This window comes from Paraburkholderia solisilvae, from assembly GCF_902859875.1.
GTDB lineage: Bacteria > Pseudomonadota > Gammaproteobacteria > Burkholderiales > Burkholderiaceae > Paraburkholderia > Paraburkholderia solisilvae.
The window spans coordinates 1-16,669 of record NZ_CADIKF010000087.1 but is presented as its reverse complement, the minus strand read 5'-3'; the positions used below and the strand labels follow the sequence as shown (position 1 = coordinate 16,669).

Genomic DNA, 16,669 nt, shown 5'->3' with positions numbered 1-16,669 from the left:
CATGGCGACGCTCTCCGCCGCTGCCGCGCCGCTCGCCGACGACGCCGCGAACGACGGCGCGCCGCTGCCGGTTTCGCATGCGCTCGCGGCCGACGCGCATCAAACCGCGCGCGTGGCCGAAGCGAGCCACGCGACTCAAGCAACCCAAGCGACTCAAGCAGCAACCGAGGCAACCCACGCGACGCTAGCAGCCGAGGCGTCCCCGCCCTCCCCATTCGCCGCGGTATCCGCACCGGCCCCGGTGCGCAGCGCGGCCGCGCACCCGAACCTGTCGACCGATAGCGGCCACGCCGGCAACATGCACTGTCTGGTCGTGCCGTCAGGCCCCGCCGACAAGCAGGAAACCTGTTCGCTATTCTTTGTCGAGGCGATCAGCGCGGCACGCGAGCGGGTCTGGATCACGACGCCCTACCTCGTGCCCGACGAAGCGGTATTCTCGGCGCTGCGGCTCGCGGCGCTGCGCGGCGTGGACGTACGCATTCTGATTCCGAGCCGGCGCGATCACATCGTCGTATTCGAGGCCTCGCGGCTCTATGCATACGACTCGGTACGCGCGGGCGTGCGCGTGTTCCGCTATCGCCCGGGCTTTCTGCACCAGAAGGTCGTGCTGATCGACGACGAGGCCGCCGCGGTGGGCAGCGCGAATCTCGACAACCGGTCGTTCCGGCTGAACTTCGAGATCATGGTGTTGACCGTCGACCGCGGGTTTGCCGCCGAAGTCGAAGCGATGCTATTGCGCGATTTTGCCGAATCGTTTGAGATAGACCGCAGCGAATATCGCGATTCGCCCGCATGGCGGCGCATGGCGATGCATGTCGCGCGGCTGTTTGCACCGATTCTGTAGCACGGGCCCAGCCAGCCCCACGCAAAGAAAACGCCCCGCCGCCCGCGTCAGAGCAGCGCCTCGATATCGTCGACGATCGCCTCAGGCTTCGTGCCCGGCGCGTAGCGCTTCACGACGCGGCCGTCGCGGTCGACCAGAAACTTGGTGAAATTCCATTTGATCTTCTCGAACCCGAGCAGCCCCGGCGCGGCATGGGTCAGAAACCTGAAGAGCGGATGCGCGTTCGGGCCCTTCACGTCGATTTTCTCGAACAGCTGGAACGACACGCCGAAGTTCCGCTCGCAAAAGCTGCCGATTTGTTGCGCGTCGCCCGGCTCCTGCTTGCCGAACTGGTTGCACGGAAAGCCGAGCACCTCGAGCCCGCGTGCCGCGTACTGCTGGTGGAGGGTCTGCAGACCCGCATACTGCGGCGTGAACCCGCACTCGCTCGCGGTATTGACGATCAGCATCGGCCTGCCGCGATAGCGCTCGAGGCTGATCGTCTCGCCGTTCAATGTGCGGGCCGAAAAAGAATAGACGGATGGGTTTGCCGATGTCTTTGCCATACGCAACGCTCCAGGATGAAAGTTATCAGTTTACGTACGTGAGGCTTTCGTCACCAGTCGGCCGAACGGATGATGCATGCCGACGGGCCGCCCAGTCTAAAATAGCGTTTTCCTCAAGCCCGGCCCTGCTGTGATCCGCTTCAACCAGTTCAGTCTCGCGCGCGGCACCAAGCCGCTCTTCGAACAGACATCGTTCACGCTGAACCCCGGCGAAAAAGCCGGCCTCGTCGGCGCAAACGGCGCGGGCAAGTCGACGCTCTTCTCCGTGCTGCGCGGCGAACTGCATGCGGACGCGGGCGACTTCTCGCTGCCGCCGTCCTGGCAAATCGCGCATGTCGCCCAGGAAACGCCGGCCGCCGACAGAAGCGCGCTCGACTATACGCTCGATGGCGACGCGGCCTTGCGCGCGATCGAAGCGCGCATCGCCGCCGCTTCCGCCGCGCATGACGGCGCCGCCGAAGCCGACGCGCATACCGCGTTCGCGGATGCCGATGGCTACACCGCGCCCGCACGCGCGCAGGCGCTGCTGCTCGGCCTCGGCTTCACGCTCGAACAAACGCGCGCGAGCGTCAGCAGCTTCTCGGGCGGCTGGCGCATGCGGCTCAATCTCGCGCAGGCGCTGATGTGCCGCTCCGACCTGCTGCTGCTCGATGAACCGACGAACCACCTCGACCTCGATGCGATCGTCTGGCTCGAAGACTGGCTGCACCGCTACTCCGGCACGCTGATCGTCATTTCGCACGACCGCGAGTTTCTCGATTCGGTGTGCAATGTAACGCTGCATCTGGAGAACCAGCAAATCCGGCGTTACGGCGGCAACTACTCGCAGTTCGAGATTCTGCGCGCACAGCAGCTCGCGCTGCAGCAAAGCGCGTACGAGAAGCAGCAGAAGACAGTCGAGCATCTGCAAAGTTTTATCGACCGCTTCAAGGCGAAGGCCACCAAGGCGCGGCAGGCGCAAAGCCGCATGAAAGCGCTCGAGAAGATGGAGCTGATCGCGCCGGCGCATGTCGCGTCGCCGTTTACATTCGAGTTCCGCACGCCGGATGCCGCGCCGAACCCGATGCTGGTGATGGACGGCGTGCGCTGCGGCTATCGCGCCGACGATGGCGGCGAGACGCCGATCGTCGAACACGTCACGCTGTCCATCCAGAACGGCCAGCGCATCGGCCTGCTCGGCGCGAATGGCCAGGGCAAGTCGACGCTCATCAAGACGCTCGCCGGCACGCTCGATGCGCTGGGCGGCCACCTGCATCAGGGCAAGGGGCTGCGCATCGGCTACTTCGCGCAGCATCAGCTCGAAACGCTGCGCATCGACGACTCCCCGTTGCAGCATCTTGCGCGGCTTGCGCCGGACACCCGCGAGCAGGAACTGCGCGACTTCCTCGGCGGCTTCAACTTTTCGGGCGAGATGGCCACCGCCGCGATTGCGCCGTTTTCAGGCGGCGAGAAAGCGCGCCTCGCGCTGGCGCTGATCATCTGGCAAAAGCCCAACCTGCTGCTGCTCGACGAGCCGACCAACCACCTCGATCTCGAAACGCGTCATGCGCTGACCATGGCGCTCGCGCAGTTCGACGGCACGCTGATCCTCGTGTCGCATGACCGGCATCTGTTGCGCGCGACGACGGATCAGTTCATGCTCGTCGCGAAACACCGGCTGCAGCCGTTCGACGGCGACCTCGACGACTATCGCGACTGGCTGCTGCAGCACGCCGCCGGGCAGCGCGCCGCGCTGAAGGCGGGCGACGCGGCTGCGGCGGGTGGCGACGGCAACGGCGCGGCCGGCCTGTCCGGCGATGGCGCAGTCAATCGCAAGGAACAGCGCCGGCAGGAAGCGGAAACGCGTCAGAAGCTCGCGCACCTGAAAAAGCCGCTGCAAACGCGCATTACGAAGATCGAACGGGAAATGGACGCGCTGAACGCCGAGAAGGCCACGCTCGATACATTTGTCGCCGATCCGGCCAGCTACAGCGTCGAACTCAAGTCGAAGCTGACCGACGCGCTGCGCCGGCAGGCGGATGTCGCGGCGCAGCTCGAGACGCTCGAAGCGCAATGGCTCGAAGCGCACGAGGAACTCGAACAGATCGGCTAATGGATCGGCCCACGGCGCGCGTGCTCACGCCAGGCGCCCTCAACGACCGGAGCATGACATTGTCTTCTGCTGATGCACTGAATGGCCTGCGCGTAATCGACCTGACGCGCCTTTTGCCGGGGCCGGTCGCGACGCTGCGGCTCGCCGAACTGGGCGCCGACGTGCTCAAGATCGAGCCGCCCGGCGCCGGCGACGCGACGCGCGTCATGATGCAAAGCGCGACGGACCAGCTCGAAGGACGGCCCGGCGTGTTCTATCAGCTTGTCAATCGCGGCAAGCGCGTGACGCGGCTCGATCTGAAAACCGAAGCCGGCCATACGGTATTGCGGGCGCTCGCGCGCGAAGCGGATGTGGTCGTCGAGAGCTACCGGCCCGGTGTGATGGAGCGGCTCGGCCTCGGCTACGAAGCGTTGCGCGAACTGAACCCGAAGCTCGTGTACTGCGCGATCACCGGTTACGGGTCGAGCGGCGTGTACGCGCAGTTCGCCGGGCACGATCTGAACTATGTCAGTTACGCGGGCGTGCTCGATCAACTCGCATCGCGCGACGGTACACCGGTCCTGCCGAACTTCCAGATTGCCGATCTGCTGGGCGGCGCATTGAGCGCGGTCACGCAGATTCTCGCTGCGCTGTGGCATGTCGCGCGCGGCGGCGAAGGGCGCTTCGTCGATGTGTCGATGACGCATGCGACGCATGCGCACAATGTGGTCGCGCATGTCGGGCTCGTCAACGACGGCGCCGCGCCCGCGCCGGGCGTCGGGCTGATGAATGGCGGCGCACCCTGCTACAACCTGTATCGCTCGCGCGATGGCCGGTGGCTCGCCATCGCGGCGCTCGAACTCAAATTCTGGGAAACGTTGTGTACGGCGCTCGAGCGCCCAGACTGGGCCAAGCGCCACTGGAGCCTCGGCCAGGCCACCGGCGGCCCTGATGCGGTCGCGCTGACTCAGGAGCTGACGGCGTTGATCGCCACGCGAACGCTTGCCGAATGGGTCGAGTTGCTCGAGCCGTTGAATTGTTGTGCATCGCCGGTGCTGACGCCGGCCGAAGCGGCGCAGCATCCGCTTTTCAATCCCGACGCATATATAGGCGCGGCGAAGGACAACGCAGACGACGCGAATAACGCCGGCAATTACAACAGCAATGTCGGGAACTGGGGCAATGCGAAAGCTTAAAGCGGCGCAATGCCATCGTGCGATGGGATGCAGCGTGCAGCGGATCTGTAAAACGGATTTGTGAAGCGGATCTGTGAAGCGGATCTGTGAAGCGGATTTGCGAAACCGACCTGTGAAGCCGACCTGCAAGACGGACCTGTGAAGCGGATGTGCGAAACAGATTTGTGAAGCGGCGCGCGCGAACCGGCCGGTGAAGCGAATTGCCTGAAAAACGGATTACCCGAAAAGCGGCTTGCCCGAGCAGCGGATAACCAGAGAAGCGGATTGCCAGCAGAACGACCGGCCCGCCCTTACCGTCTTGGCAACGTCTGCCTCGGTTGCCGCTCGTCGTCGACGAGCACGTGCTTGCGACCCTGGACATGCCGGCGAATGGTCGCCCGCACTTCGTCGGGCGTCACATCTTCGGCCACGACGCGGCGCGAAATCTGTCCACCCCGGTCGATCCATTCGACGATCCGGCAGCTACCGCCCCAAGGCTGGGGGATCGGCGCCGATACGCGGCAGCCGCGCAGGTTCGCGAGCCGGTCCGCTCCGGGTTCATGAGACTGTTTCAAGACGCATCCTTTTTCCGGTCGTGGCGGATTGCCTATTCGCGAAAGAATAGGGAAATCGTGTGCATCCTGGGTTACAGCCGCCGGCGGGAAATTTACAGCGGATTACGTGACGCACCATCCGCGTGCGCCATGATGGCGAGGGCGTAGACAGGCGTGACGCGACGCAAAACGCGGTCACAGACGCAATGACAGACGCGGCGCCGAACTCGGCGCCAACCGCGGCGCGCAACGCGCCCAACCCGGCGCACGCCTGACCGCTCATTCGAGCGTGCGCACCCGGTCGATCGCCTGCTCGATGCGCTCGACCGCGATCACCTGCAGGCCGTCGATCGGCTGTTTCGGCGCATTCGCCTTCGGAATCAGCGCGATCGAAAACCCGAGTTTCGCGGCTTCCTTCAAGCGCTCCTGGCCGCGCGGCGACGGCCGGATCTCCCCGGCGAGGCCGACTTCGCCGAACACGATCAGCCCCTTCGGCAGCGGCTTGTTACGCATCGACGAGTGGATCGCGAGCAGCACCGCGAGGTCGGCGGCGGGCTCCGTGATCTTCACGCCGCCCACCGCATTCAGAAAGACATCCTGATCGAAACACGCGATGCCCGCATGGCGGTGCAGCACCGCCAGCAGCATTGCCAGCCGGTTCTGCTCGAGGCCGACCGCGAGACGCCGCGGATTCGGCACGTTCGCGGTATCGACGAGCGCCTGCACTTCGACGAGCAGCGGCCGCGTGCCCTCCTGCGTGACGAGCACGCACGAGCCCGGCACGATCTGTTCGTGCTGCGACAGAAAAAGCGCCGATGGATTGGCGACGCCGCGCAGCCCGCGCTCGGTCATCGCGAACACGCCGAGCTCGTTGACCGCGCCGAAGCGGTTCTTGAACGCGCGCACGAGGCGAAACGACGAGTGCGTATCGCCTTCGAAGTACAGCACCGTATCGACGATATGTTCGAGCACGCGCGGGCCGGCGAGATTGCCCTCCTTCGTCACGTGTCCGACCATGATGATCGCGGTGCCCGTCTGTTTCGCGATACGCGTGAGCTGCGCCGCGCATTCGCGCACCTGCGCGACCGAGCCGGGCGCCGAGGTCAGCGCTTCCGAATAGATGGTCTGGATCGAGTCGATGACTGCGACGTCGGGCCGCTCTTCGGCGAGCGTCGCCTGGATTTTCTCGAGCTGGATCTCGGCCAGCAGCTTCAGCTCGTTGGCATGCGAGCCGGGTTCGAGCAGCGCGAGGCGCTGCGCGCGCAACGCGATCTGCGCGGCCGACTCCTCGCCGCTCACATAGAGTGCCGGCCGCTCGCTGGCAATCTGCGCGAGCGACTGCAGCAGCAAGGTCGACTTGCCGATGCCCGGGTCGCCGCCGATCAGCACGACGCCGCCCGCCACCAGCCCGCCGCCGAGCACCCGGTCGAATTCGCCGACGCCGGTCGAAAAGCGCGGCACGTCGGACGCTTCGATATCGGCAAGCCGCCTGACCGGCGCGCTCTTCGCGAGCGACTGGAAGCGGTGCCCGCCCGCCGGCTCCGCGACCGTTTCGACCAGCGTATTCCATGCACTGCAGGACGGGCATTGCCCTTGCCATTTCGGCGACGACGCGCCGCATTCGGTGCAGGTGTACAACGTTTTCTGTTTAGCCACGCAGCTCGAGCCCTTGCCTGTTTTGTATCGTGATCGGTAGGAAAAGCGGGCCGCGGCTTATTCGGCGCGCACGGGCACGCGCATCGCGACCGAGCACATCAGCTCGTAGCCGATCGTGCCGCACGCCTGCGCGACGTCGTCGATCGGCAGCGCGTTGCCCCACAGCTCGACGCGCGAGCCGATGCCCGCCTGCGGGCACGGCGACAGATCGACGGTGATCATGTCCATCGACACGCGCCCGACGATTCGCGTGCGGATGCCGTCGACGATGATCGGCGTGCCTTCCGGCGCGATGCGCGGATAACCATCCGCATAGCCGCACGCGACGACGCCGACGCGCATACCCGCGCGCGCCTTGAAAATCGAGCCGTAACCGATCGTCTCGCCCTCGGGCAGCGTCTGCACCGCGATCAGTTCGGATGCGAACGTCATGGCAGGCTGCAGGCCGGTGCCGCGTATGTCCGCATGCACGCCGGACGGCGATGCACCATACAGCATCACGCCGGGCCGCACCCAGTCGAAATGCGACTTCGGATGCCACAGCGTGGCCGCCGAGTTCGCGAGGCTGCGCGTGCCCGCAATGCCCTTCGCGCCGCGCTCGAACGCTTCCATCTGATGGTCGATGCCGCGCTCGCCGTCCGCGTCCGAAAAATGGGTCATCAGCGTGATCTGGCCGACGCCCTGACAGGCGCGCGCCCGCTCCCACGCGGCACGGTATTTGTCCGGCGTGTAGCCGAGGCGATTCATGCCGCTGTTCATCTTCAGCTGGATATTCACCGGCTTGGAGAGCCGCGCCATTTCCAGCATGCGCAACTGCTCGTCCGAGTGCAGCGCCGTCGTCAGGCTGTAACGGTCGACCAGATCGATATCGGTCGGACGAAAAAAGCCCTCGAGCAATAAAATCGGACCCGCCCACCCCAATTCGCGCAACTTCACCGCTTCTTCGAGGTCCAGCAATCCGAAGCCGTCGGTTGCGCGCAATCCGGGAAATGCGCGCGCAAGCCCATGCCCATATGCATTTGCCTTGACGATGGCCCAGATTTTGGACTTGGACGCATAACGGCGAACGACAGCGAGATTGTTGGCGAGTGCGGCGGTATGAATCGTGGCAAGGAGCGGGCGCGGCATGGGATATTTGCGTAAAGACACTTTCGAATCAGCGGTTTACAGCGCGTGTTCAGCGCTTCGAAGCCCGCTGCGGCGGTGCACACAAGGACCAGTCAAGGATTTTGCTAGTCAGGATGCAGCTATTTTCATGATATAAAGCCGTGCGCACAACCCATTTCGAACGGAATAAGCCGGAAGGTCATACCCACGGTCCGTTTCGCCGGACCGCCGCGAGGACAGCATCGCATCAGATGAAAAAAGGTTTTTACACGATCATGGCCGCGCAGTTCTTTTCGTCGCTGGCCGACAATGCGTTGCTGATCGCTGCTATCGCACTGCTGAAAGACCTTCATGCCCCCAATTGGATGACGCCGCTGCTCAAGCTGTTCTTTGTGCTGTCGTACGTCGTGCTGGCCGCCTTCGTCGGTGCGTTCGCCGACTCGCGGCCCAAAGGGCGCGTGATGTTCGTCACCAACACGATCAAGGTGGTCGGCTGCGTCACGATGCTGGTCGGCGCCCATCCGCTGTTTGCGTACGGCATCGTCGGCTTCGGCGCGGCGGCCTACTCGCCGGCCAAGTACGGCATACTCACCGAGCTGCTGCCGCCTGACCGCCTCGTCGCCGCGAACGGCTGGATCGAAGGCACCACGGTCGGCTCGATCATCCTCGGCACCGTGCTCGGCGGCGCGCTGATCAGCCCGCATATCGCATCGCACATCATCAAGCACACGCCGTCCTACGTCAGCACCCCCGCTGAGGCCGCGATGCTGGTGATCATCCTGATCTACATCGTCGCCGCGCTGTTCAACCTGCGCATTCCCGATACCGGCGCGCGCTATCCCAAGCAGGTGCATGGCCCGATCAAACTCATCACCGACTTTGCCGACTGTTTCACAACGCTCTGGCACGACAAGCTCGGCCAGATCTCGCTTGCGGTCACGACGCTGTTCTGGGGCGCGGGCGCGACGCTGCAGTTCATCGTGCTGAAATGGGCGGAGGTATCGCTCGGCATGTCGCTCTCCGAAGGCGCGATCCTGCAGGCGGTGGTCGCGGTCGGCGTCGCGGCGGGCGCGATGATCGCCGCCGCGCGCGTGCCGCTGAAGAAATCGTTGTCGGTGCTGCCAGTCGGTATCGTGATGGGTATCGCGGTGATGCTGATGGCGTTCTACACGCGGCATCTGTTTCCGCCGCACTGGGGCCTCTACTTCGGCCGCATGCACATCTCGGGCTACCTGATCTTCGCGTATGTGTTCCTGATGGTGGTCGGCGCGCTGTCCGGCTTTTTTGTCGTGCCGATGAACGCGCTGCTGCAGCATCGCGGCCACGTGCTGCTGTCGGCCGGGCACTCGATCGCGGTGCAGAACTTCAACGAAAACCTGTCCGTGCTCGTGATGCTGTGCCTGTATGCGGTGCTGGTGTGGCTCGACGTGCCGGTCGCCATCGTGATCGTGCTGTTCGGCACCTTCGTCTGCGTGATGATGTGGCTCGTGATGCGGCGTCACCAGGCGAACCAGCGCGCATTCGATTCGGTCGCGCTGATCGGCGAAGCCCGGCATTGACGAACCGTCCGCTGTATCTTTCATGAGCCCACCCGTTCCCAACGTCCTGACCATCGCCGGGTCCGATTCCGGCGGCGGCGCGGGCATCCAGGCCGACCTGAAAACGTTCTCCGCGCTCGGCGCCTATGGCGCAAGCGTGATCACCGCGTTGACCGCGCAAAACACGCGCGGCGTCACCGCGATTCACACGCCCGACGCCGGCTTCGTCACCGCGCAGCTCGACGCGGTGTTCGACGATATCCGCATCGACGCGGTGAAGATCGGCATGCTCGCGAACGCATCGATCGTGCGCGCCGTTGCCGACGCGCTGCGGCGTCACCGTCCGGCGCACGTGGTGCTCGATACCGTGATGATCTCGAAGAGCAACCATGCGCTGCTCGCCGCCGACGCGGTCGCCGCGGTGCGCGACGAACTGCTGCCGCTCGCCGGTCTGCTGACGCCGAATCTGCCCGAAGCGGCCGCGCTGCTCGGCATGCCGCCGGCCGCCGACGAAAGCGCGATGATCACGCAGGGCGAAGCGCTGCGCGCGCTCGGCGTGCCGGCGGTGCTGATGAAAGGCGGCCATCTCGCATCGGCCGACAGCCCCGACTGGCTGATCGAAGCGGGTGGCACGCTGCGCGTGGGCGGACCGCGCGTGCCGGTGAAGAATACGCATGGCACCGGCTGCACGCTGTCATCGGCAATCGCGGCGCTGATTCCGCAGCGGCCCGACCTCGCGAGCGCGGTGGTCGACGCGAAACGCTATCTGACCGGCGCGCTCGAACAGAGCGCGCGCCTCGATGTCGGCGGTGGCGTCGGACCGGTGCATCACTTTTATCGCTGGTGGTGAGTGGCGGTGCGGTGCGTGCCTGGTGCGCACCGCATGGGCGCGGTCGCGGCGGCGGCTTTGCCGTTGTCGCCTCGCTGTCTATCGGCGCCGCGGCACCATGCTCCATCCCCGGTGCGGCCGTCTTCGCGCGCTCTTCGCGGACCGCTCGCGCGCCTGGCGCAAGCGCCCTTCGCTCAATTAACCGCGAGCAAATTCGAGCGCCTGCGCGGGCCACGCATCCGGCACCACGAAGCCTCGCGACGTCTCGCGCCAACCGCCCGCGTCGTCATCGGATGCAAACGCCGCGACCATGGTCGGACCGCTATGCAGCGCGAGCTGCGCGCTGAGCGTGGGGATATCGAAGAGACCCGCGGCCGCTTCATCGCCGCTGCGGCGCCGGCGCGATAGCCATTGCAGACGCGGCAACACGGCCCACGCGCGTGCGCCGTCGAGCGCCGCGGACGTTGCGGCAAATCCCGGCCAGTCGGCGCGCGTCGTCCACCAGCCGCGCGCATGCGCGGGATCGATCCCGGACGGCTCGGCCGGCGTGCCGCCGTCGCGATAGAACAGCCACCCTTTGACGAACATTTGCGCGTCCCATGGGCCGCCGTGGCCGAGCGACGCAAATTCGGCGCGCGCGCTCAACGGCAACTGATGATCGAGCAGTCGCCGCTGCTTCACGTCGAACCGGTCCTGCAGGTTCGGGCCGACATAGTCCGCGAGTTGCGCGCGGCCGTCGCCCGCATGCAGATAGCATTTGACCGCGAGTTCCCAATGCAGCCGGCGGCCGGTTTGCGTCTCTACGAGGAAATCGCATTCGCCGATCGTCACGCCGCTGCGCCGCAACGCGATGTTCGCGGCGATCAGGCGCGCGGCCGGTCCATGCCGCAGATACCACGCCAGCAGGCACTCCGCATAGCGGCCGAGGCGCGTCACCTGCGCGGCCGCGATATGCCGATGCAGCGCGTCGGGCTGCGCGTCTTCGGCGCGCAGCCAGTCGAGCGTCGCACGCGCTTCGGCGGCCGACTCGAACGGCTCGGCCAGCACACCGGCAGGCGGTTGCGCGCGCAACAGGTTCGGGCTGAACAGCAGCCACGCGAGGTCGCGCACCGCCGGGTCCGACAGATGCTCGAGCTGCGCGGCTTCGCGCGGCGTCAATCCGGCTGACGGACCGTCGGCAGCCATCAGTCGGCCGCGGGATCGGCGGTGGAAGCGCCGGGAGAACCGGCGGCCGATGCGGCGGCGGAACCACTGGCCGATGTGGCCGGGTGATCGGCTGCCGGGCCGGTCGCTTGGGTCGCTTGGGTCGCTTGGGTCGCTTGGGTCGCTTGGGTCGCTTGAGCCGCATGAGCCGCTTGAGCCGCTTGAGCCGCTTGAGCCGCTTGAGCCGCTTGAGCCGCTTGAGCCGCTTGAGCCGCTTGAGCCGCTTGAGCCGCTTGAGCCGCCTGGATCGCTTGACCATCCGGTGCGCGATCCGGTTGACGGCCATCATCCTGCCCGGCGCTCGCCTCCGCCTTGCGCCACGTATCGCGCGCGAGGCACAGGTCCTGCCAGGCTTTCGCCTTGTCGTGAAGACTGCGCAGCAGATACGCGGGGTGATAGGTGACGATTACCGGCACGCCTTCGTATGCATGCACACGACCGCGCAGCGACGAGATGCTCGCGTCGGTCTTCAGCAGGCTTTGCGCGGCGAAGCGGCCGAGCGCGACGATCAGCTTCGGCTTCACGAGCGCGACCTGGCGCTGCAGATACGGCTCGCAACGTGCGACTTCATCCGCCTCCGGGTTGCGGTTGCCGGGCGGTCGGCACTTCAGCACATTCGCGATATAGACGTTCGTGCCGCGCGCAAGCGACAGCGAACGCAGCATATTGTCGAGCAGCTTGCCGGCCTGGCCGACGAACGGCTCGCCCTGGCGGTCCTCGTTTTCGCCCGGCGCTTCGCCGATCAGCATCCAGTCCGCGTCGCGGTCGCCGACGCCGAACACGGTCTGCGTGCGTTTTTCGCACAACCGGCAGCGTTCGCAGTTCGCGACGCGCGCGGCAAGCGCGTCCCAATCGAGCGACGCGATCGCGGGCGTGGCTGGGCCGTCGGTTGCGCCGTCGGCTGCGCTTTCGGCTGTATCGCCGGCTGCGGAATCAGCGGCCACCGCCGCGCGCGATGACGGATGCATGGGCTGCTCGTCGAACCACGCGAAGTCGTCGTCGGGCGGCATGGCGTCCATCGACGGCTGCGAACGCGCCGCGGCCGCATCACGTCCGGCGCCGGGTTCGCCTCGCACGATATCGCGCGGTGCGCGTTGCGAATCCTCGGCCGCCGGTGCATCGGCGAATGCACGTTGGGCGGCATGCGCGGCCGCGTCCTCGCCCGCATCCAAAACCGCGCGTGCGTCGTCCTGGTCCGCGCGGGCGGCGCGACGCGCCGCGGCCACGTCCGACACCGCGCCCGCTCGCGCGACAGCCGGCGGTGCGTGCGCACCCTGCGTCACATCCGCGTTGCTTGCGCCGGCCAGGTCCACCTCGTCCTCGCCAGCCCGCAGCGCAGCCGTCGCGCTGCCGCGCCTCACCCACCGCGGCGCGAGGCCGAGCTCTTCCAGTGCGGACTCATGCAACGCCATCGGCGCCCTCCTTCAAAAAAGAAAATCGCATCACGATCGCGTCCTCCCGGCCGCGATGCCGCGCCGGATAGTAATGCTTGCGCCGGCCGATCGACGCGAAGCCGAAACGCTCGTAAAGCCGGATCGCGCGATGGTTCGACGGCCGCACTTCGAGCAGCAGCCCCGTCAGTTTTTCCGCGTGCGTGATGCGCACCGCTTCACGCAACAGCGCGAGCCCGGCGCCCGCATGTTGCGCCGGCGGCGCGACGCACAGATTCAGCAGATGCATCTCGTCGACCACCGGCATCAGCACGCAGTAACCGATCAACGTGCCGGTCACGTGCCGCAGGCACACGCCGAAATAACCATTGCGCAGCGAATCTTCGAAATTGCCGCGGCTCCACGGAAATTCGTATGCGAGCCGTTCGACTGTGGCGACCTCGTCGAGGTCGCTCTCGGTCATCGGCGACATATAGCGGTCCGCGAGCAGCACGCCGCTCATCGCACCCGTCCGCCCGGATGATGATCGCTCGCCGCGCGGGGTGCGCCCGGCGCATCAGCCGCGGGCTGCGCCGCGGCCTTTACCGCGAGCCGCTCGGCGGTGGTCAACGCGACCTTGTCGCGCACGTATTCCGGCGCCGCCTGATCGGCCGGCAGCGCACGTCCCGCGCGCCATGCGCGCAGCGCGGCGAACGCGAGCGGCAGCGCATGCGGCAACGCTTCATGGTCGATCGACCGGGCGCCGGCCGCAACCGCCAGCCGCGCGCCGAAAACCGCCGCCGCGTTGCCGGCGAGCGTGTACGGCGCATCGGGCGCCACCAGCCGCTCAGGCGCGTCGAGCGCCGCTGCGCGAACCGTGCGCCAGTCCTGCAGCGCGTCGTCCCATGCATAGTCGGCCCAGTAGACCTCGTCCATCCGCGCATCGAGCGCGGCGAGCACGCGCGTCGCCGCCGGGTCGCGCCGCCGTGCGCTCTCCGCACACGCGGCAAGCGTACCGATCGGCACGACCGGGCAGCCGAGCCCGAAGGCGAGCCCTTGCGCCACGCCCGTCGCGGTGCGCAAGCCGGTGAACGAGCCCGGGCCCGCACCGAATGCGATCGCGTTGCACGCATGCAGATCAAGACCGGCCTCGTCGAACAGTTCGCGGATCGCCGGCAACAGGCGCGTGCTGGATACCGCGCCGGTCGCTTCATGGCGCACCCAGACACGCGGTTCGCGTGACCCGTCGCACGCTGGCGACGCGCTGACCGACGCTGCCGCAAGCGAACGAGGCGCGGCAGCAACGCGAGGAGAATATCCGGATGAAGGCGAGGACAAAGATGCGGACGACTGCGCGGACGCCGGCGCGCACGAAGCGCCGCCCGCACCGGCGGAAGATGGCACGGACCCACCCGCGGGCGAATCCGCAACGGCAAGCAACGCGACCGAGCAGAATTCGGTCGATGTATCGAGGGCAAGCAGTACTGTTTCGGTCATGTCCGCCATTGTAATGCGCGACCCTCGATTGCCGGTCGCGAGGCGAGCCACACCGCGCGGTGCTTCGCGCTGCCTTTCGGCCGCTGCATTTCCTTCACGCGCCGTTTCGAGCCGTCGCTCCACTCAGGTCGCGCTCACGCCGCGGCAGCGGTTGTTATGATCGTCAGCCGTCCCTCGATCTTCCATGGAGTTTTGCATGAGCGACATCGACACACGCTTCACCCAGGCCATCGACGACGTGAAGCAATTGAGCGAACGGCCCGGCGACCTGACGCTGCTGCGTCTCTATGCGCTGTACAAGCAGGCCACCGCCGGCGATGCGCCTGATGACCGGCCGGGCGGCCTCGATATCGTCGGCAGGTATAAGCACGATGCATGGGCCGCGCTCAAAGGCGTCGCGCCGGATACCGCCAAACAGGATTACATCGACCTCGTCGCACAACTGCAGAACGACGCGCAGTCCTGACTGACTAACGCGCAGCGCACATTCTCATGTGCATCACGCCCACGTACCGACGTTATTTGTCTGACGGATGACGGCAACATGTCAGAAAAGTGGCGCAGTGCAGCAAATTGCGTTAGAATCACGCCCTGCATCGCCGATGTCGTCCGACACATACGCTGACAAAGGCACCGTGCAGTAAAGCGTTTTGCTCCAATCCAGTTTAGAACCTGTCACCCTCCTGCCACGGGCCCTGCCTCTCTCTACGGGCCGTCAAGTAAGGCTGGCGGCAAGCCCTCCCCGGCGCGCCGCATCCGATACAGCTTCTAACGAAAGCTCGCCTTCATTGTTGCGAGTTGCCCCCGTTTTACGGTTTGCTCGCTGAATCCGACAACATGGGTATGCCGATTGGCGCCGACGTTTCTTTCCCTGGTTCCATCCATGGGGTTCGTTCCCATGCTTCAAGGATTTTCATGACTTCGAGCAATACCATCAGCCCGTTGAACGCCATCGCCGACGCCGCCCTCGGTCTCGACACGCCCGCCGCTGCAGAACCGGCGCCGCCTGCCGACGCAACCGATGTCGAACAAGGCCCGACGTTCGCGTCGCTGGGGCTTTCCCCGGAAATTCTTTCCGCGTTGATCGCCGCCGGCTACAAGTCGCCGACACCGGTTCAGCAGCACGCGATTCCGGCCGGCATCGCCGGGCGCGATCTGCTGGTGTCGAGCCCGACCGGCTCGGGCAAAACCGCCGCTTTCATGCTGCCCGCGATCGAACGCTTCGCGCAGCTGCAAAAAACCCAGGGCCAGGCGCCGCGCGAGCCGCGCGATGCGCAGGGCGACCGTCGCACGCGCCGGCCGCAGCAGCCGGTTGCGCGCCCGGGCCTGCTCGTGCTGACGCCGACCCGCGAACTCGCGATGCAGGTCACCACCGCCGCGTCGACGTACGGCAAGCACCTGCGCAAGCTGCGCACGGTCAGCATTCTCGGCGGCGTCGCGTACGGCCAGCAGTTGATGCTGCTCGCGAAGAACCCCGAAATTCTGGTCGCCACGCCGGGCCGTCTGCTCGACCATCTCGAACGCGGCCGTATCGATCTGTCGGAACTGCAGATGCTCGTGCTCGATGAAGCCGACCGCATGCTCGACATGGGCTTTATCGACGACATCGAAACGATCGTCGCCGCGACGCCCGCTTCGCGCCAGACGATGCTGTTCTCCGCGACGCTCGACGGCAAGATCGGTTCGCTCACCGGCCGTCTGCTGAAGAACCCGGAGCGCATCGAGATCAAGCAGCGCATCGAGCAGGCCGCCAACATCGCGCAAACGGTGCATTACGTCGACGATCGCGACCACAAAGACCGTCTGCTCGACCATCTGCTGCGCGACGCGGGCCTCGACCAGGCGATCGTGTTCACCGCGACGAAAAGCGATGCGGACCAGCTCGCCGGGCGTCTCGCCGATGCGGGCTTCCAGTCCGCCGCGCTGCACGGCGATCTGCCGCAGGGCGCGCGCAACCGCACGATCCGTGCGCTGCGCGAGCGCCGCGTGCGCGTGCTGGTCGCGACCGACGTCGCTGCGCGCGGCATCGATATCCCCGGCATCACGCACGTGTTCAACTACGACCTGCCGAAGTTTGCCGAAGACTACGTGCACCGCATCGGCCGGACCGGCCGCGCCGGACGCTCGGGTATCGCGGTGAGCCTCGTGCACCACGCGGAGCAAGGCGCATTGAAGCGCATCGAGCGCTTCGTGCGCGCGCCGCTGCCGGTCAACGTGATTGCCGGCTTCGAGCCGCGCAAGGCGCCGCCGGCCGGCGGCCGCGGCGGTTTCGGCGGCGGC

The 16,669-nt window shown here is 66.4% G+C and carries 14 protein-coding genes and 1 pseudogene; 7 read left to right on the top strand and 8 right to left on the bottom strand.

Annotated elements, in window-relative coordinates; translation table 11 throughout:
• Nucleotides 1-844, top strand: an 844-nt coding sequence (locus HV675_RS31030) for a phospholipase D-like domain-containing protein (RefSeq protein WP_246270664.1), incomplete at its 5' end; no start/stop codon positions are given.
• A gap of 47 nt (nucleotides 845-891) precedes the next feature.
• On the opposite strand, the gene HV675_RS31025 is transcribed toward HV675_RS31030, so the two are convergent.
• Nucleotides 892-1,389 (bottom strand): glutathione peroxidase, encoded by a 498-nt coding sequence (locus HV675_RS31025; protein ID WP_175115286.1) that lies wholly within the window; start codon nucleotides 1,387-1,389, stop codon nucleotides 892-894.
• Between the two features lie 130 nt (nucleotides 1,390-1,519).
• Here HV675_RS31025 and HV675_RS31020 point away from each other — a divergent pair, with 130 nt between their 5' ends.
• Together HV675_RS31020 and HV675_RS31015 are read left to right on the top strand one after the other, a co-directional pair.
• A complete protein-coding gene (locus HV675_RS31020) occupies nucleotides 1,520-3,481 on the top strand; it encodes an ATP-binding cassette domain-containing protein (protein WP_175115285.1) in 1,962 nt (653 codons plus the stop codon).
• Between the two features lie 53 nt (nucleotides 3,482-3,534).
• Nucleotides 3,535-4,656, top strand: a complete 1,122-nt coding sequence (locus HV675_RS31015; RefSeq protein ID WP_175115284.1) for a CaiB/BaiF CoA transferase family protein — start codon at nucleotides 3,535-3,537, stop codon at nucleotides 4,654-4,656.
• A gap of 290 nt (nucleotides 4,657-4,946) precedes the next feature.
• On the opposite strand, the gene HV675_RS31010 is transcribed toward HV675_RS31015, so the two are convergent.
• From HV675_RS31010 to alr, 3 genes are all read right to left on the bottom strand, one after another.
• A complete protein-coding gene (locus HV675_RS31010) occupies nucleotides 4,947-5,210 on the bottom strand; it encodes a DUF2866 domain-containing protein (protein ID WP_175115283.1) in 264 nt (87 codons plus the stop codon).
• Nucleotides 5,211-5,468: 258 nt separating this feature from the next.
• The gene (gene radA, locus HV675_RS31005; RefSeq protein WP_175115282.1) at nucleotides 5,469-6,845 is read right to left on the bottom strand and encodes a DNA repair protein RadA; all 1,377 of its coding nucleotides are present in this window, start codon (nucleotides 6,843-6,845) and stop codon (nucleotides 5,469-5,471) included.
• A gap of 57 nt (nucleotides 6,846-6,902) precedes the next feature.
• Complete coding sequence (alr, locus tag HV675_RS31000; RefSeq protein ID WP_175115281.1) at nucleotides 6,903-7,973, bottom strand: alanine racemase; 1,071 nt, start codon at nucleotides 7,971-7,973, stop codon at nucleotides 6,903-6,905.
• 230 nt (nucleotides 7,974-8,203) lie between these two features.
• On the opposite strand from alr, the gene lplT reads away from it, so the two are divergent.
• Both lplT and thiD read left to right on the top strand, forming a co-directional pair.
• Nucleotides 8,204-9,511, top strand: a complete 1,308-nt coding sequence (gene lplT / locus HV675_RS30995) for a lysophospholipid transporter LplT (RefSeq protein ID WP_175115280.1) — start codon at nucleotides 8,204-8,206, stop codon at nucleotides 9,509-9,511.
• Nucleotides 9,512-9,533: 22 nt separating this feature from the next.
• The gene (thiD, locus tag HV675_RS30990; protein WP_175115279.1) at nucleotides 9,534-10,340 is read left to right on the top strand and encodes a bifunctional hydroxymethylpyrimidine kinase/phosphomethylpyrimidine kinase; all 807 of its coding nucleotides are present in this window, start codon (nucleotides 9,534-9,536) and stop codon (nucleotides 10,338-10,340) included.
• A 177-nt stretch (nucleotides 10,341-10,517) separates the two neighbouring features.
• On the opposite strand, the gene HV675_RS30985 is transcribed toward thiD, so the two are convergent.
• The 4 genes and pseudogenes from HV675_RS30985 to tsaB form a co-directional block, all read right to left on the bottom strand.
• On the bottom strand, nucleotides 10,518-11,504 hold the full coding sequence (locus HV675_RS30985; protein WP_175115278.1) for a DUF1853 family protein: 987 nt from the start codon (nucleotides 11,502-11,504) through the stop codon (nucleotides 10,518-10,520).
• A gap of 320 nt (nucleotides 11,505-11,824) precedes the next feature.
• A pseudogene (locus HV675_RS30980) lies at nucleotides 11,825-12,934 on the bottom strand (uracil-DNA glycosylase); the annotation flags it as partial.
• Nucleotides 12,921-13,415, bottom strand: coding sequence for a ribosomal protein S18-alanine N-acetyltransferase (gene rimI / locus HV675_RS30975; protein WP_175115276.1), 495 nt, complete (start codon nucleotides 13,413-13,415; stop codon nucleotides 12,921-12,923). The gene rimI and the pseudogene HV675_RS30980, both read right to left, overlap by 14 nt.
• Nucleotides 13,412-14,389: a tRNA (adenosine(37)-N6)-threonylcarbamoyltransferase complex dimerization subunit type 1 TsaB gene (tsaB, locus tag HV675_RS30970; RefSeq protein WP_377700481.1), complete on the bottom strand. Its 978-nt coding sequence runs from the start codon at nucleotides 14,387-14,389 to the stop codon at nucleotides 13,412-13,414. Before tsaB ends, rimI begins: the two co-directional genes overlap by 4 nt.
• 196 nt (nucleotides 14,390-14,585) lie before the next feature.
• Here tsaB and HV675_RS30965 point away from each other — a divergent pair, with 196 nt between their 5' ends.
• Nucleotides 14,586-14,855 carry an acyl-CoA-binding protein gene (locus HV675_RS30965; protein ID WP_175115275.1) on the top strand — a complete coding sequence of 90 codons (270 nt, stop codon included), beginning with the start codon at nucleotides 14,586-14,588 and terminating at the stop codon, nucleotides 14,853-14,855.
• Nucleotides 14,856-15,304: 449 nt separating this feature from the next.
• Nucleotides 15,305-16,669, top strand: a 1,365-nt coding sequence (locus HV675_RS30960) for a DEAD/DEAH box helicase (protein WP_175115274.1), incomplete at its 3' end; no start/stop codon positions are given.

Excerpts from the sequence above, each read along its gene's own strand:
- tsaB (WP_377700481.1), bottom strand. The coding sequence starts at position 14,389 with ATGACCGAAACAGTACTGCTTGCCCTCGATACATCGACCGAATTCTGC.
- HV675_RS30985 (WP_175115278.1), bottom strand. The coding sequence starts at position 11,504 with ATGGCTGCCGACGGTCCGTCAGCCGGATTGACGCCGCGCGAAGCCGCG.
- HV675_RS31025 (WP_175115286.1), bottom strand. The coding sequence starts at position 1,389 with ATGGCAAAGACATCGGCAAACCCATCCGTCTATTCTTTTTCGGCCCGC.
- HV675_RS31015 (WP_175115284.1), top strand. The coding sequence starts at position 3,535 with ATGACATTGTCTTCTGCTGATGCACTGAATGGCCTGCGCGTAATCGAC.
- alr (WP_175115281.1), bottom strand. The coding sequence starts at position 7,973 with ATGCCGCGCCCGCTCCTTGCCACGATTCATACCGCCGCACTCGCCAAC.
- rimI (WP_175115276.1), bottom strand. The coding sequence starts at position 13,415 with ATGAGCGGCGTGCTGCTCGCGGACCGCTATATGTCGCCGATGACCGAG.
- lplT (WP_175115280.1), top strand. The coding sequence starts at position 8,204 with ATGAAAAAAGGTTTTTACACGATCATGGCCGCGCAGTTCTTTTCGTCG.
- thiD (WP_175115279.1), top strand. The coding sequence starts at position 9,534 with ATGAGCCCACCCGTTCCCAACGTCCTGACCATCGCCGGGTCCGATTCC.
- HV675_RS30965 (WP_175115275.1), top strand. The coding sequence starts at position 14,586 with ATGAGCGACATCGACACACGCTTCACCCAGGCCATCGACGACGTGAAG.